General features: G+C 54.4%; 12 protein-coding genes. 7 read left to right on the top strand and 5 right to left on the bottom strand.

Translation table 11 applies throughout. The annotated features are described in order from the left end of the window. Window positions 1–5: 5 nt before the first annotated feature. Together cheY and cheZ are read left to right on the top strand one after the other, a co-directional pair. Window positions 6–395 carry a chemotaxis response regulator CheY gene (cheY, locus tag EoCCA6_RS03160; protein ID WP_000763862.1) on the top strand — a complete coding sequence of 130 codons (390 nt, stop codon included), beginning with the start codon at window positions 6–8 and terminating at the stop codon, window positions 393–395. Window positions 396–405: 10 nt separating this feature from the next. Beyond that, the gene (gene cheZ / locus EoCCA6_RS03155; RefSeq protein WP_013096065.1) at window positions 406–1,050 is read left to right on the top strand and encodes a protein phosphatase CheZ; all 645 of its coding nucleotides are present in this window, start codon (window positions 406–408) and stop codon (window positions 1,048–1,050) included. Between the two features lie 50 nt (window positions 1,051–1,100). Here cheZ and EoCCA6_RS03150 read toward each other — a convergent pair whose 3' ends face one another. The 4 genes from EoCCA6_RS03150 to EoCCA6_RS03135 all read right to left on the bottom strand — a co-directional run bounded on the left by EoCCA6_RS03150 (window position 1,101) and on the right by EoCCA6_RS03135 (window position 6,212). After that, complete coding sequence (locus EoCCA6_RS03150; RefSeq protein ID WP_152081436.1) at window positions 1,101–2,258, bottom strand: fimbrial protein; 1,158 nt, start codon at window positions 2,256–2,258, stop codon at window positions 1,101–1,103. Next, window positions 2,248–4,719: a fimbria/pilus outer membrane usher protein gene (locus EoCCA6_RS03145; protein WP_232623269.1), complete on the bottom strand. Its 2,472-nt coding sequence runs from the start codon at window positions 4,717–4,719 to the stop codon at window positions 2,248–2,250. Before EoCCA6_RS03145 ends, EoCCA6_RS03150 begins: the two co-directional genes overlap by 11 nt. Window positions 4,720–4,811: 92 nt before the next feature. Beyond that, complete coding sequence (locus EoCCA6_RS03140) at window positions 4,812–5,504, bottom strand: fimbrial biogenesis chaperone (RefSeq protein ID WP_152081434.1); 693 nt, start codon at window positions 5,502–5,504, stop codon at window positions 4,812–4,814. A 132-nt stretch (window positions 5,505–5,636) separates the two neighbouring features. Continuing rightward, window positions 5,637–6,212 carry a fimbrial protein gene (locus EoCCA6_RS03135; protein WP_152081433.1) on the bottom strand — a complete coding sequence of 192 codons (576 nt, stop codon included), beginning with the start codon at window positions 6,210–6,212 and terminating at the stop codon, window positions 5,637–5,639. 508 nt (window positions 6,213–6,720) lie between these two features. Here EoCCA6_RS03135 and flhB point away from each other — a divergent pair. From flhB to bglB, 5 genes are all read left to right on the top strand, one after another. Continuing rightward, window positions 6,721–7,869 (top strand): flagellar biosynthesis protein FlhB, encoded by a 1,149-nt coding sequence (gene flhB / locus EoCCA6_RS03130; RefSeq protein WP_152081432.1) that lies wholly within the window; start codon window positions 6,721–6,723, stop codon window positions 7,867–7,869. Next, window positions 7,862–9,940: a flagellar biosynthesis protein FlhA gene (gene flhA, locus EoCCA6_RS03125; RefSeq protein ID WP_152081431.1), complete on the top strand. Its 2,079-nt coding sequence runs from the start codon at window positions 7,862–7,864 to the stop codon at window positions 9,938–9,940. Before flhB ends, flhA begins: the two co-directional genes overlap by 8 nt. After that, the gene (gene flhE / locus EoCCA6_RS03120) at window positions 9,937–10,332 is read left to right on the top strand and encodes a flagellar protein FlhE (protein WP_152081430.1); all 396 of its coding nucleotides are present in this window, start codon (window positions 9,937–9,939) and stop codon (window positions 10,330–10,332) included. The genes flhA and flhE overlap by 4 nt, the downstream gene beginning before the upstream one ends. Before the next feature lie 261 nt (window positions 10,333–10,593). Further along, window positions 10,594–12,177: an MFS transporter gene (locus EoCCA6_RS03115; protein WP_152081429.1), complete on the top strand. Its 1,584-nt coding sequence runs from the start codon at window positions 10,594–10,596 to the stop codon at window positions 12,175–12,177. A gap of 4 nt (window positions 12,178–12,181) precedes the next feature. Next, complete coding sequence (bglB, locus tag EoCCA6_RS03110) at window positions 12,182–13,321, top strand: beta-galactosidase BglB (protein ID WP_152084389.1); 1,140 nt, start codon at window positions 12,182–12,184, stop codon at window positions 13,319–13,321. A gap of 34 nt (window positions 13,322–13,355) precedes the next feature. Here bglB and argS read toward each other — a convergent pair whose 3' ends face one another. Continuing rightward, window positions 13,356–15,089 (bottom strand): arginine--tRNA ligase, encoded by a 1,734-nt coding sequence (argS, locus tag EoCCA6_RS03105; RefSeq protein ID WP_152081428.1) that lies wholly within the window; start codon window positions 15,087–15,089, stop codon window positions 13,356–13,358. Window positions 15,090–15,118: the final 29 nt, after the last annotated feature.

The following is a 15,118-nucleotide window of genomic DNA, read 5'->3' as shown; positions in this document are numbered from 1 at the left end:
ATTTTATGGCGGATAAAGAGCTTAAGTTTTTGGTTGTGGATGACTTTTCCACCATGCGTCGCATCGTGCGCAACCTGCTGAAAGAGCTGGGCTTCAACAATGTTGAAGAAGCAGAAGACGGCGTGGATGCGCTGAATAAACTGCAGGCTGGCGGATTTGGTTTTGTTATCTCCGACTGGAACATGCCAAACATGGATGGTCTGGAACTGCTGAAAACCATTCGTGCAGATGCCGGTATGGCCTCTCTGCCGGTACTGATGGTGACTGCGGAAGCGAAGAAAGAGAACATCATCGCCGCTGCACAGGCGGGCGCAAGCGGCTATGTGGTGAAGCCATTCACCGCAGCGACCCTGGAAGAGAAGCTCGGCAAGATCTTCGAGAAACTCGGCATGTGAGGTGTTGGTTATGATGCAACCTGCTATGAAACCCGTTGAAGAACATTCGCCCAGCGATATTATTGCCCGCATTGGTAGCCTGACGCGCATGCTGCGCGACAGCCTGCGTGAACTGGGGCTGGATCAGGCTATTGCCGAAGCGGCAGAAGCCATTCCCGATGCCCGTGACCGTCTTGACTACGTTGTCCAGATGACCGCGCAGGCGGCGGAACGTGCGCTGAACAGCGTTGAAGCATCACAGCCACACCAGGATGCGATGGAGAAGGGGGCGAAGGCGCTGACTAAACGCTGGGACGAGTGGTTTGAAAACCCCATCGAGCTGGCAGATGCCCGCGAGCTGGTGACCGATACCCGCCAGTTCCTGGGGGATGTGCCGGGTCACACCAGTTTCACCAACGCTCAGCTGCTGGACATCATGATGGCGCAGGATTTCCAGGACCTGACCGGTCAGGTGATCAAGCGCATGATGGACGTGATTCAGGAAATTGAACGTCAGCTGCTGATGGTGCTGCTGGAGAACATCCCGGAACCGGCTGCCCGTCCAAAACGCGAGAACGAAAGCCTGCTCAATGGCCCACAGCTCGACGCGACCAAAGCAGGCGTCGTGGCAAGCCAGGACCAGGTGGACGACCTGCTGGACAGCCTCGGCTTTTAAGTCTGCATTGAAACCCTGCTCAGGCTGCGTGACAGCCTGAGCAGGGTGTATTAACGCAAATCCATTTTTATTGTGACGTTGCCTTCAAAACTGCCCGGTTCGGGTGTCGCATTCGTGGTACTCACCGGTACGGCCTGAATTTTAACCACGCCATTTCCCTGTTCATCCAACGTAACCGGAAACTCATAGCTCCCGTCCAGAGCGACGTCATGGTTGTTTTCATCGTATACCCGCACGCCAAGGTCGTTTCGTTCAAGCAGCCTGGCGATGTACGGTGTACTGCTGTCCGCAACGCCCTGATCGGCGGTGAGCGTGAACTTAATCCTGTCGGTATTGCCGATGGCATTGTCATCACAGTGATACGTAATATCGACATTTTTGAGCGCATAGCCCTGTGGCGGCTGGCCCTTGCTGGTGAACTGCTTGCTGACGATGCTGCCAAACTCGACTTCAATGGTACTGCCTTCGTTAATGGTGCAGCTCAGCGGGGCTGACAAGGTGCCGCCGAACCAGATACTGGAGACCTGTTGCGCCAGTGAGGGATCGCAGCTACCGGAACTAAAATAGAGGCAGGCATAGTTCTGGACGATAATTGTCGGTGGAATCACCTCTTCACCCAGAATGGGTTTTTTAACGTGCAGCATAACGCCCACCACGTTCCAGCGAAATTTACGCTTCACGGAGGTGGAATCTGCGGGGCGCGTCTCGTTGCTACACACGCTGGCTTCGCCCTCCGTTATCCTCGCCGTCTCAAACGTGACAGGCATATTTCCCCGTGACGTAGGGTATTCGTTGATTCTCAGGGGATTAAGATAGCTGCCATCAGGAGAATGGATCGCATCGGCGTAGCCGGTCACGTCGATGTCGATTTTATCGGTGAGATAGCCGTAACCATTTGTTCCCGGATTAAGCGGGCTGCCCGCCAGCGTATCTTCATAAACGATTGTGGAAGCATACAGATTGCCAGGACAACTGCAGTTTGCCTCCATTTCAGGACCAGCTCCCACAAGATGTCCCGGAATATCGTAGTCTTTATTGGCGACGTTATCGCTGGCTGCAAATTCATGATCGTATGAGATCGTGTAGGTTTGCGGCGCGTCAAAACAGTTATGCAGTACCGTTACCGCCCATACCGGCGTGGTGGACAGAAGGTTGAGTGCGAAAGCCAGTGAAGCTGCGGTGAGCCGTCTCTTCAGTTTATTTTCCATGCGAGTGTTCCTGCTGGCAAAGCGCGCTAACCGAACGGATTCCGTTAGGGCTTACGTTTTGCCGTTCTGACTGTTGTGAAATTCGGGCGCTGCACTGCTGATCGGGGGCGTTGCCCCATTTCACCGTAAGCTGCGCGGTTTCTGCTACGCCTGCCAGGTAAACGGTGCCGGTATCGTCAACGATACCGCTCAGCGCCGGAGAGGTGAGGGTGGCGATAGCGCCGAAGGGTACATGCTGGCCGTCAGGACGCGTCAACGTAATCAACAGGCGGTAGCCTACGTGGGCGTCAAAATTCGCCATCACCGCCGCGTTGCGGGAAGGGATAACGGTGGCCGTGGTGTCACCGCTGTCCACATCTTCCGGCAGGCTGGATGTGTCGATGCGTATGCGGTTTTCCTGATAAGGCGTCAGCGACGGGATGATGGCATTGCCTTGCCAGTCTGTCTGAATTCCCTGTTGGTTCTGGAAGCGGACCCCGGCGGCGTCGTTAGCGTTAACGATGGCAAACTGGCTGCCCAAAGGCTGAGCCAGGGTGAGGCCGTGGGGATGCGCCACGATACCGCCGCTGATCCCATAGCTGAGCTGCTGTGAATCGTCTGTCGACGTGTAATACCCGGCGTTCAGGTTGGCGTATTGCGAACGATAGCTGCCGTAAACGCTGCTGGTATCTTCCCCGTCGTGGTTGGAATGACTCTGCTGCAGCGAATAGCTTAAGCGTTCATCGTCCAGCAATGTTCCATTGACCCCCAGGTTTTGCCGCGTGTAGCCGCCTCTGGTGTTGCTGATGTTGTAGCTGCTCCAGGCGTGTGGCAGCAATCTGGCGAGCGGTAAGCTAAAGCCAAAGGAGACCATCCGGTCGTCATCTTCACCGTTGGTTTTGCTGTAGGTGTAGGCCAGGTGGTAGCTAATGCCAGCATAGACGGTGTTAAAACCGGCTGACAGGCTGCGTTCTTTTTTGGACGTTCCCCAGTAATCCTGCTGATAACCATTCAGGTAAAGACTTATCCCTGAAATCGTCTGGCTCATGCTGGCCTGAATACGGCTACGTTTGTTGTACTGGAACAGCAGATCGTCTTCATGCCCGTCCATTTTTTGATTGGCGTCGGCAAAGCTGTAGTACCCACGGCTGGAATAGCGATAACTGCCAAGAGTGAAGTTAGTATTGGTGCTGTCGATTTTGCCGGTATAGAGAAAACGCCAGGACTGGCCGGTATGCTCGCTTTCATCGTCAAGTTTTGCGCGGGCCAGGGTAACATCCGCCGACAGCGACCCCAGTAACCCCAGCGCCACGCCGACGCCGGTATTCACGGCATTATAATCTTTTGAAAGCGTCAGCCCGCCAAACCCGGTGAGGCGGTTGTTTAAACCGTAAATCAGGCTTCCCTGCAGAAAATCGGGTTCGTTTTGATCGCTGCCGCTGTCCGCCCGGTAACGCCCGGCCGTAAATTCGTATTTGAAATGCCCTGGACGCTGCATCACCGCGATACTGGAGTATGGTTGCGTAAAGTGATGCTCAGTACCGTCGGCCTCTTTTACCGTGACCTCCAGATCGCCGCTATTGGTGGTGGAGTAAAGATCGTTGATTTCAAACGCGCCCGGTGCGACGTTCTGTTGATAGATAAGATAGCCATTCTGACGAACGGACACTTCGGCATTTGAACTGGCAATACCGCGTATAACAGGCGCGTAGCCGCGCTGGCTGTAAGGCAGCATTTCTTCATCTGAGCTGAGATTCACGCCGCGGTACTGCAGGCTGTCAAATACTTCGCCCCGGCTGTTGCTTTCACCCGCTGTAAACTGCGCTTTCAGTACGTCAATGTCGTGCTGAAGGAACGTATTGATGGTATCCCATTGATTATCGGTGTCGGATTTACTCCACGTCGAGTAATTGCGCAGCCGCCAGCCGCCCAGGTTAGCGCCGGTGCGCAGGTTCAAATACTGGTTCTCAGTGGTGTTGTGCTCGCTGTCTTCATTCTGCGATCCGGAAAAGGCGTAATCGGTGAACAATACGGGTACACCGTCATCCCAGCGAGAAGGGTCAATATAGTCGCGTCCATTGCTGGACATGGCCGCCTGGGGGACGCTTAACTGCAGCGTCATGGTTGAAAAATCAAGCTGTGCCGACGCCAGTGGTATGTAATTGCTGAGGGGCTGCGGCAATATTTCCTCAGCGGGAAGCTCAGCAAGCTGCGGGTAGCGATCGACGTTGATGCCCCATGCCCGCAGCATATTCGGCGTCAGTTGTGGTGCCAGCGCGCCTTCAGACGTACTGATATAGGCGATCTCCGCATCGCTCCTTCGGTTGTTGTTGATCACCACGCGAGATGAATAGGTGCCGGGTAACTGGGCGTTCGATTTCGAGAACAGCGAGAGATCGATATCCTGTTGGGTCAACATATCCCCTTCGAGCGAGGAAGGGGAAAAACGATACTCGCGGGCGTGCGCGGAGCAACTCGCCATAATTAAGATGCTGCTCAGGAAGCGAAGAAACGGATTCAGCTGAAACTGTCGCGGACCTGGCAAGGAATATCGTTCTGCAATCATGAAATGTTTTAATCCTGCGCCAGAATGGAAGAGAATTTTTCGGAAGCGTTGCCGTAGTCCGTGATGCAGCGCCAGCTGACGTGCGTTCCTTGTACTCTGGCGGGCAGCGCGATGTCAGCGCGGGAGTGAGGCGCGACCATGTCGGCTTTTTCCACTTTCTGATTGTCCAGCGTCAGGGAGTCAAAAATGCTGTAATACGCGCCGTCGTTTATGGCCGTAAGCTGCTGACCCTGGCGAATAAAACGCAGTTTCTGGCATGTATCAATGGGTGTGCCGCTCAGTCCTGCCGGACGCCAGAAAAGTTTCAGGCGCGTTTTGTAGATAAGACGCAGAACGTTTTTAGCTTCGTCATCCGCAGCCGTGGCAGGCACCGTGCGCACATTCAGATAAAAAAGCGTCTCTTTATCGGTGGGAAGCGGTGTGCCATTCCAGGTGATACGCAGGCTTTGCTCCTTTTGTGGATCAAGACGAAAAAGGGGCGGCGTAACGATAAAAGGCCCGCGTGTTTTACCGTCGCCCGTATCCGTCCAGGACTGCACCAGCCAGGGAAGTTCTTTATCATTGTTTTGTAGAGGCAGAGCAACTTCCTTTTTATTGGCATCGTAGATTACGCGGGTACGACCAATTTGTACGCCCGTTGCGTGACAAAATGAGCCTGTAATTAATGGAAGGCATAATAAAAGTCGCGTTGCGATGCGCATAGTAGAACCTTTTATAATGGCGATTAAGCGAAAAAGATAATAGTCCGGAAAAATACCGGAACTATTATCGGAGCATGACTCCTTAACGTCATGACGCGTATATAAGCATGCTGGATATAAATTAGCTGATGATTAACGATAAAGAATGTTTACCGTCATATCAGCATCGGCAGGTCCGGGTGTGACTTCATTCGCGAAAGATATGTATCGCGCATTAAAGTCAGCCTGAATGGTATCTGTAGATTTGGTGGCCAGTTCGATATAAACCTGCTCTTCGGCACCATCCATGGTAATAAGACGCGTATTTTCACCTTTAGGGCTGACGGCAATACCGATGCCGGTGGCTGCGGTATCACCTGTCGTGGTGATTGTACTGACGTCGAGCAGCGTGTTGGTGTTGGTCAATGCGGTGGGGCCATTGAAGGTTAACTGAATGGCTGGCAGACCATCGCTTCTTAACGGGCAGTTAGCCAGAACGATGGAGAAGGGGGTGAGGGGGGTTTCTGTCCCAACGCTGGTGAAGAGTGAGGTAGGATAAGTCCCCAGAGGAATGGTACTGTCAGTACCGTCGTTTCCTTGAATGGTACAGCTTGGTTCAATAATTTCACCGGTGAAGTGGATTGTTCCGGCATTCATTTCTGCGGCAAACGTGCTCGTTGAAAGGGCCGCAAGCGCAATGCCTGCAAAAAAATGTTTTTTAAAGTCCATCTGATAAAATTCCTGAATGTGAAAAACATGTGTGGTATGCCATTTGAATTTTTTTAAATCAAATTACACCACGCAGGAGTATAACGCGTTATTTTCTTCAGGTAAGGGTGGGTCATAATTAATCTTAAATAAGATAAAGCATTTTTGATGTGTTGGAAATTAATTTAACTTCGACTTTCAATATGTATGGTCTATTGAATTTACATATTTTTATCTTTTCTGAAAAGATATGAAGATAAAATCGCCGACAATGTTAACGTCTTTTACGTGAAAGGGTATTGAGGCGAGGAATATTGAGTTTTTTTAATTTCATTTTAAAGTAAAAATCACGCCAAAAAACGCTGGAATATTTCTGAATGATCATTATTTGCCCTGCCTGAACCTTCATCAACTGAAGGTGTAGCCCGTAAACTGGCTAAAAAGACCCGGTTATAGGGTTTTTTCAGCCCATTGATGACACGGTGCGATGGCATGATAAGCGTGACGTAATGGGTAGCGAGCGCGCGCTGTGGCAGAAGAAAACGACGACAAAACAGAAGCCCCCACCCCCCACCGACTTGAAAAAGCGCGTGAGGAAGGGCAGATCCCCCGATCCCGAGAATTGACCTCCCTGCTGATCCTGGTTGTAGGCGTGTGCATTATCTGGTTGGGTGGGGAGTCGCTCGCCCGCAGACTGGCGGGGATGCTCTCTGCCGGGTTGCGTTTTGACCACAGTATGGTCAACGATCCCAACCTTATCCTCGGCCAAATCATTATTTTGATTAAAGGCGCGATGATCGCCTTGTTGCCGCTGATCACGGGCGTGGTGCTGGTGGCTATTGTGTCACCGATCATGCTGGGTGGCCTGGTGTTTAGCGGCAAATCGCTGCAGCCCAAGTTTTCCAAACTTAATCCGTTTCCGGGCATTGCGCGTATGTTCTCCGCGCAGACCGGCGCGGAACTGATTAAAGCTATCCTCAAATCTACCCTGATGGGAAGCGCGGCAGGCTTTTTCCTGCTGCACAACTGGCCGGAGATGATGCGCCTGATTAGCGAATCACCGTTAAGCGCCATGAGTAACGCCATGAACCTCATCGGGTTATGCTCGCTGCTGGTGGTACTCAGTATTATTCCCATGGTCGGCTTCGACGTTATCTTCCAGATTTATACCCACATCAAAAAACTGCGCATGTCACGTCAGGATATCCGCGACGAATACAAGCAAATGGAAGGCGACCCGCACGTGAAAGGGCGTATTCGCCAGATGCAGCGTGCCGCCGCGCGTCGCCGCATGATGGATGATGTGCCAAAAGCCGATGTTATCGTGACCAACCCGACGCATTACTCCGTTGCGCTGCAGTACGACGAAAACAAAATGAGCGCGCCGAAAGTGGTGGCGAAAGGGGCGGGGCTGATTGCGCTGCGTATCCGTGAAATCGCGACGGAAAACCGCGTCCCCATTCTTGAAGCACCGCCGCTGGCACGTGCGTTATACCGGCATGCGGAAATCGGACAACAGATCCCTGGGCAACTTTACGCCGCCGTGGCGGAAGTGCTGGCCTGGGTGTGGCAACTGAAACGCTGGCGTTTAGCAGGCGGTCAACGACCTGTGAAACCTGAAAACCTTCCGGTGCCTGACGCGCTGGATTTTTTGAACGAGAAGGACACTGATGGCTAATCTGGTGGCAATGTTGCGCCTGCCCGGCAACCTGAAATCGACCCAATGGCAGATCCTTGCCGGACCGATTCTGATCCTGCTAATTCTGTCGATGATGGTGCTGCCGTTACCTGCATTCATCCTCGACCTGCTTTTCACATTCAACATTGCGCTGTCCATCATGGTGCTGCTGGTGGCGATGTTCACCCAGCGTACCCTGGAATTCGCGGCATTCCCGACCATTCTGCTGTTTACCACCTTATTGCGCCTGGCGCTGAACGTGGCCTCCACGCGTATCATCCTGATGGAAGGGCATACCGGTGCGGCGGCGGCAGGTAAAGTGGTTGAAGCCTTCGGCCACTTCCTTGTCGGCGGTAACTTTGCCATCGGTATCGTGGTGTTCGTGATCCTCGTGATTATCAACTTCATGGTTATCACCAAAGGGGCGGGACGTATCGCGGAAGTGGGCGCGCGCTTCGTGCTGGACGGGATGCCGGGTAAGCAGATGGCGATCGACGCCGACCTGAACGCCGGTTTAATCGCTGAAGATGAAGCGAAAAAGCGCCGTGCGGAAGTGACGCAGGAAGCGGACTTCTACGGTTCGATGGACGGTGCGAGTAAATTTGTGCGCGGTGACGCTATCGCGGGCATCCTGATCATGGTGATTAACGTGGTGGGCGGCCTGCTGGTGGGCGTTCTGCAACACGGTATGGACATGGGTCATGCGGCGGAAAGCTATACGCTGCTGACCATCGGTGACGGTCTGGTTGCCCAGATCCCGGCGCTGGTTATCTCCACTGCGGCGGGTGTTATTGTTACCCGCGTCAGTACCGATCAGGATGTGGGTGAGCAGATGGTGGGGCAGCTGTTCAGCAACCCACGCGTCATGCTGCTGGCGGCGGCGGTGCTGGGCCTGCTCGGGCTGGTGCCGGGGATGCCAAACCTGGTCTTCCTGCTGTTCACTGCTGGTCTGTTGGGGCTTGCATGGTGGATGCGTGGCCGTGAAACCAAACCGGCCGCTGAACCCGCACCGGTTAAAATGCCGGAGAACACCCAGGCCGTTGAAGCGACCTGGAACGACGTTCAACTGGAAGATACCCTCGGGATGGAAGTGGGGTATCGCCTGATCCCGATGGTGGACTTCCAGCAGGACGGCGAACTGCTCGGCCGCATTCGCAGTATCCGCAAAAAATTCGCTCAGGACATGGGCTTCCTGCCGCCGGTTGTTCATATTCGTGACAACATGGATCTGCCCCCCGCGCGCTATCGCATTTTGATGAAAGGCGTGGAAATCGGCAGCGGCGACGCTTATCCGGGCCGCTGGCTGGCCATTAACCCTGGAACGGCCGCCGGGACGTTGCCGGGGGAACAAACCATCGATCCGGCCTTTGGCCTGGCAGCGATCTGGATTGAGAGTGCGCTGAAAGAGCAGGCGCAGATCCAGGGCTACACCGTGGTAGAAGCCAGTACCGTGGTGGCGACCCATCTAAATCACCTGATTGGGCAGTTCTCGGCCGAGCTGTTTGGACGCCAGGAAGCACAGCAGTTGCTTGACCGCGTGACGCAGGAGATGCCGAAGCTGACGGAAGACCTGGTGCCGGGTGTGCTGACATTAACCACGCTGCACAAGGTGCTGCAAAACCTGCTCGACGAAAAAGTGCCGATTCGCGATATGCGTACCATTCTGGAAACGCTGGCCGAGCATGCGCCGCTGCAGAACGATCCGCACGAGCTGACGGCGGTGGTTCGCGTGGCACTGGGCCGTGCTATTACCCAGCAGTGGTTCCCTGGCACTGGCGAAGTGCAGGTGATTGGGCTTGATACGCCACTTGAGCGCCTGTTGTTACAGGCCCTGCAGGGCGGCGGCGGTCTGGAGCCGGGGCTGGCCGATCGGTTACTGGCACAAACTCAGGAGGCGCTGGCCCGGCAGGAGATGCTCGGTGCGCCGCCGGTACTGCTGGTGAATCATGCCCTGCGTCCGCTGCTGTCGCGCTTCCTGCGTCGTAGCCTGAACCAGCTGGTGGTGCTGTCGAACATGGAACTGTCGGATAACCGTCATATTCGTATGACGGCGACCATCGGAGGAAAATAATGCGTAAGTGGCTATGGATACTCTTTTTCCCGCTGGCGGCGCAGGCTGCTGGCGAGGGGATGTGGCAGGCGAGCAGCATGGGGGTGACGCTCAGCAATCGTGGCGTTTCCATGTCTTCACGCCCGCTGTCCCCGCCTGAACCCGCCTCTGGCCTGATGACCCTGGTGGTCTGGAATTATAAGCTGATTGGGCCAACGCCTGCCGGGTTGCGGGTACGCCTGTGCTCCCAGACCCGGTGTACGGAAATCGACGGTGAAAATGGAACCACACAGGCGTTCAACGGCGTCCCTGCGGTTGAACCTTTACGCTTTATCTGGGAAGTGCCGGGCGGGGGACGTCTGATCCCGGCGCTGAAAGTGCAGAGCAATTCTGTCATCGTCAACTACCGCTAACTGCCTGCCTTTTCACCAGCCATCGGGCAATTCTGATGGCTGGCTCGCAAAAATGACCTCACCTTTTGATGCAATAGAAACGCTGTTTTATAAATCAGTGACACGCGTGACGACACTCTTTGCATTTTTGCCATCCGGCACTTTGTGATGGCAGAAACAGAAAGGTATCGGCAGGTCGATACTTTTACTGTAGCCGTGTAAAAACTCCCGGATGAGGTTTGCTTACAGGGAGTCTCCCAAAACTGATTAGGGTTGACGGCAATGAAAACACGTAAAATTGGACTCGCAAATTATCTTGCTTATGGGTCAGGGGATTTCCTCGGGGCGGGAACGACCGCGCTGACGGCGGCCTGGCTTTTATATTTTTATACGACCTTCTGTGGACTCACACCGATTGAAGCAACCTTTATCTTTGCCGCAGCAAGGGTGCTGGACGCTGTTGTCAGCCCGTTAATGGGCTTTTTGACCGATAACTTTGGCACCACCTGGCTCGGTAAGCGCTTTGGTCGCCGTAAATTCTTTATTCTTCTGGGTATTCCTTGTGTGTTCAGCTACTCACTGATGTGGGTTGGCGACATGAGCTTCTGGTACTACCTGCTGACTTATCTGGTGTTTGATATCGTCTACACCATGATTCTGGTGCCTTATGAAACGCTGGTGCCGGAAATGACAGATGACTTTAAACAGAAAACCAAGTTCTCCGGCGCGCGCATCTCTATGGCGCAGATGTCTGCTATTCTGGCGTCATTCCTGCCGGGGATATTGCTGACCCACTTCGGCAAAGACAACGCCATCTCCTTCTTCTATGCGAGCCTGGTCTTCTCCGTGCTGTGCGCGCTGATGCTGACTTTCGTCTGGTTCTTTACCTGGGAGCGCCCGCGCGAGGAGTGGTCTGAAGCGGCGCTGCGTGCCGAAGAAGAGAAGAAGAAACTGACGCTGGGGCAGAGCCTCAACCGTCTGTTTGTGGAGTTAAGCTCTACGCTGCGCATCAAGATTTTCCGTCAGCATCTGGGGATGTACCTCGGCGGCTATATTGCGCAGGACGTTTTCAATGCGGTCTTTACGTACTACGTGGTCTTTGTCCTGATGCAGGAAGCGTCTATGGCTTCTAACCTGCTGGGTACGATGGCTATCTTCCAGTTCCTTGCCGTCATCGGCATGATCCCGCTCTGTATTCGCTTTGGGCCAGCGCCGTCTTACCGCATGGTGGTGGTACTGTTCGGTCTGGCGTCCCTCTCTTATGCTCTGCTTTATTACGCGGGTCTGAGCGATATCTATTCTCTGTTGTTGCTGGTTTCTGCCGTTGCCGGTCTTGGCCGTGGTGGTATCAACTATGTGCCGTGGAATACCTACACCTATATTGCTGACGTGGATGAAGTGATCACCGGTCAGCGCCGCGAAGGGATCTTTGCCGGCATCATGACCCTGACCCGCAAAGCGTCGCAGGCCGGGGCGGTGATGCTGGTCGGGATTGTGATGCAGATGTCCGGTTTTGTCAGCGGCCAGAAAGTTCAGCCTGCGGAAGTCAGCCACACCATCCTGATGATCCTGAGCGTAGGCACGATTCTGGTCCTGTTCTGTGGTTTCCTGGTCTCCCTGCGCTTCAAACTTAATTTGCAGACCCACAGCACGCTGCGTGAAGAGACGGCCAAAATGCGCGAGTCTGGCCGCGCGATGCCGGAGACGGCGACCCCGCAAGCTCGCGCTACCGTTGAGATGCTGGCCGGTATGCCGTACGAATCGCTGTGGGGCAACAACAATATTGGTTATCTGAATCGCAATAAACCGGCGGCACCTTCCCTGAAGGATCGTGCGGTACTGAATTCGACATACAACAGAGGTTAAGATGATGAAAGTTTGGCCTGTCAAACATAGCCCGTTACTGCGTCAGCCTGAGCGTTTTATCGCCAGGGATGAACTGAAATCGCTGATTCAAAAGGTGACGCATAACCTGGTCAACATCCACGATAAAACGGGTGAATTTTTGCTGCGGCTGGACGACGGACGCGTGATCGACACCAAAGGTTGGGCAGGATGGGAATGGACGCATGGCGTTGGTTTGTACGGTATCTGGCAGTATTACTGCCAGACCGGCGACGAAGCGATGCGCGATATTATTGACCGCTGGTTTGCCGATCGTTTTGAGGAAGGGGCGACCACCAAAAACGTCAACACCATGTCACCGTTCCTGACGCTGGCATATCGCTACGAAGAGACTAAAAACCCGGCCTGGTTGCCATGGCTGGAAAGCTGGGCTGAGTGGGCGATGAACGAGATGCCGCGCACCGAACACGGCGGTATGCAGCACATCACCCTGGCGGAGGAGAACCATCAGCAGATGTGGGATGACACGCTGATGATGACCGTGCTGCCGCTGGCGAAAATTGGCAAATTGCTCAACAAGCCGGAGTACGTTGAAGAGGCGGTGTATCAGTTCCTGCTGCACGTGCAGAACCTGATGGACCGTGAAACCGGGCTGTGGTTCCACGGCTGGAATTATGACGGGAACCATAATTTTGCCCATGCCCGCTGGGCGCGCGGCAACAGTTGGCTCACCATCGTGATACCGGATTTCCTTGAACTGGTGGATCTGCCGGAAAACAACGCCGTGCGCCGCTATCTGGTGCAGGTATTGAATGCGCAGATTGCCGCGCTGGCGAAATGCCAGGACGACAGCGGTCTGTGGCATACGCTGCTCGACGATCCTGACTCTTATCTGGAGGCATCGGCCACGGCAGGGTTTGCCTACGGTATACTGAAAGCAGTGCGTAAGCGTTATGTCGGGGCGGAATATGCTGAGGTCGCTGAGAACGCGATTCGCGGGATTGTGAAAAACATCTCTCCGGAAGGTGAACTGCTGCAAACCTCGTTCGGCACAGGGATGGGAAGTGATTTAGACTTTTACCGCCAGATCCCGCTGACGTCGATGCCGTATGGACAGGCAATGGCGATTTTGTGTTTGACCGAATACTTACGGAAATACTTCTGATAATAAAAAACCCGGCGATTGCCGGGTTTCTTTTTTACATACGCTCTACGGTTTCGATACCCAGGGTATCCAGACCCAGCTTCAGGGTCTTCGCCGTCAGTTGCGCCAGCTTCAGACGGCTGTTGCGAACGGTTTCGCTTTCTGCAGAGAGAATAGGGCAGTGTTCGTAGAAACCGGAGAACAGACCGGCCAGATCGTACAGGTATGAACACATGACGTGCGGCGTACCGTCGCGCGCGACGACCGCGAGGGTCTCTTCAAACTGCAGCAGACGGGCTGCCAGCTGCGCTTCGCGATCTTCCGTAATGGAGACCGTGGCGTTAGCCAGCACGCTCTCGTCAATGTTGGCTTTGCGGAACACGGAGAGCACGCGGGTGTAGGCATACTGCATATACGGCGCGGTGTTACCTTCGAACGCCAGCATGTTATCCCAGTCGAAGATATAGTCGGTGGTACGGTTCTTGGAAAGATCTGCGTATTTCACAGCACCGATACCCACGGCGTTTGCCAGTTTTTCCAGCTCATCGGCAGGCATGTCCGGGTTTTTCTCGGCCACCAGGCGACGGGCACGTTCCAGCGCTTCATCCAGCAGGTCAGAAAGTTTAACGGTGCCACCTGCGCGGGTTTTGAACGGCTTGCCGTCTTTGCCGAGCATCATGCCGAACATGTGGTGTTCCAGCGGCACGGAATCCGGCACGTAACCGGCTTTACGCACGATAGTCCACGCCTGCATCAGGTGCTGGTGCTGACGGGAGTCGATGTAATACAGCACGCGATCGGCATGCAGGGTTTCGTAACGGTACTTCGCACAGGCGATATCGGTGGTGGTGTAGAGGTAGCCGCCATCCTTTTTCTGGATGATGACGCCCATCGGTTCGCCTTCCTTGTTTTTGTACTCATCAAGGAACACGACCGTTGCGCCTTCGCTCTCAACCGCCAGACCTTTGGCTTTCAGATCCGCCACAATGCCAGGCAGCATTGGGTTATACAGGCTTTCACCCATCACGTCGTCACGGGTCAGCGTCACGTTCAGGCGGTTATAGGTGAGCTGGTTCTGAGACATGGTGATATCGACCAGCTTGCGCCACATCTCCAGGAAATACGGATCGCCGCCCTGCAGTTTCACCACGTAGCTGCGCGCACGCTCGGCGAAGGCTTCATCTTCGTCGTAGTGTTTTTTCGCTTCGCGGTAAAAACCTTCCAGGTCCGCCAGCGCCATTTCGCCGGCATTTTCCTGCTGTTGTTTTTCCAGGTAAGCGATCAGCATCCCGAACTGAGTACCCCAGTCGCCGACGTGGTTCGCGCGGATCACTTTATGGCCGAGGAATTCATTGGTACGCACCGCCGCATCACCGATAATCGTGGAGCGCAGGTGACCCACATGCATCTCTTTCGCCACGTTAGGTGCAGAGTAGTCAATCACCACGGTCTGCGCTTTCGGCTGTGTGACACCCAGACGGTCAGACTTCAGCGCTGCGTCAACGTGGCTTGCCAGGAAGGCAGGCTCAAGGAAAATGTTGATAAAGCCCGGACCGGCGATTTCGGTTTTGCTGGCAATGCCGGTGAGATCCAGATGCGTCAGTACCTGCTCAGCGAGTTGTCGCGGTGGCATGCCCAGTTTTTTAGCCACTGCCATCACGCCATTAGCCTGATAGTCGCCAAACTGTACTTTTGCTGACTGACGAACCTGTGGTTCGCAATCCGCAGGCGCACCTGCGGCAATCAGTGCCTGACTGACTTTTTCTGAGAGAAGAGCCTGAATATTCACCTGGATACCTTACGTTTTTGATGCGGGTT

This window comes from Enterobacter oligotrophicus, assembly GCF_009176645.1.
GTDB classification, from domain to species: Bacteria; Pseudomonadota; Gammaproteobacteria; order Enterobacterales; family Enterobacteriaceae; genus Enterobacter; species Enterobacter oligotrophicus.
The sequence above is the reverse complement of the archived record's forward strand: the minus strand, read 5'-3'. Positions and strand labels throughout refer to the sequence as shown.

What these genes read in the sequence shown, in the direction of transcription:
- cheY (WP_000763862.1), top strand. Translation starts at nt 6, where the DNA reads ATGGCGGATAAAGAGCTTAAGTTTTTGGTTGTGGATGACTTTTCCACC.
- cheZ (WP_013096065.1), top strand. Translation starts at nt 406, where the DNA reads ATGATGCAACCTGCTATGAAACCCGTTGAAGAACATTCGCCCAGCGAT.
- EoCCA6_RS03150 (WP_152081436.1), bottom strand. Translation starts at nt 2,258, where the DNA reads ATGGAAAATAAACTGAAGAGACGGCTCACCGCAGCTTCACTGGCTTTC.
- EoCCA6_RS03145 (WP_232623269.1), bottom strand. Translation starts at nt 4,719, where the DNA reads ATGGCGAGTTGCTCCGCGCACGCCCGCGAGTATCGTTTTTCCCCTTCC.
- EoCCA6_RS03140 (WP_152081434.1), bottom strand. Translation starts at nt 5,504, where the DNA reads ATGCGCATCGCAACGCGACTTTTATTATGCCTTCCATTAATTACAGGC.
- EoCCA6_RS03135 (WP_152081433.1), bottom strand. Translation starts at nt 6,212, where the DNA reads ATGGACTTTAAAAAACATTTTTTTGCAGGCATTGCGCTTGCGGCCCTT.
- flhA (WP_152081431.1), top strand. Translation starts at nt 7,862, where the DNA reads ATGGCTAATCTGGTGGCAATGTTGCGCCTGCCCGGCAACCTGAAATCG.
- EoCCA6_RS03115 (WP_152081429.1), top strand. Translation starts at nt 10,594, where the DNA reads ATGAAAACACGTAAAATTGGACTCGCAAATTATCTTGCTTATGGGTCA.
- bglB (WP_152084389.1), top strand. Translation starts at nt 12,182, where the DNA reads ATGAAAGTTTGGCCTGTCAAACATAGCCCGTTACTGCGTCAGCCTGAG.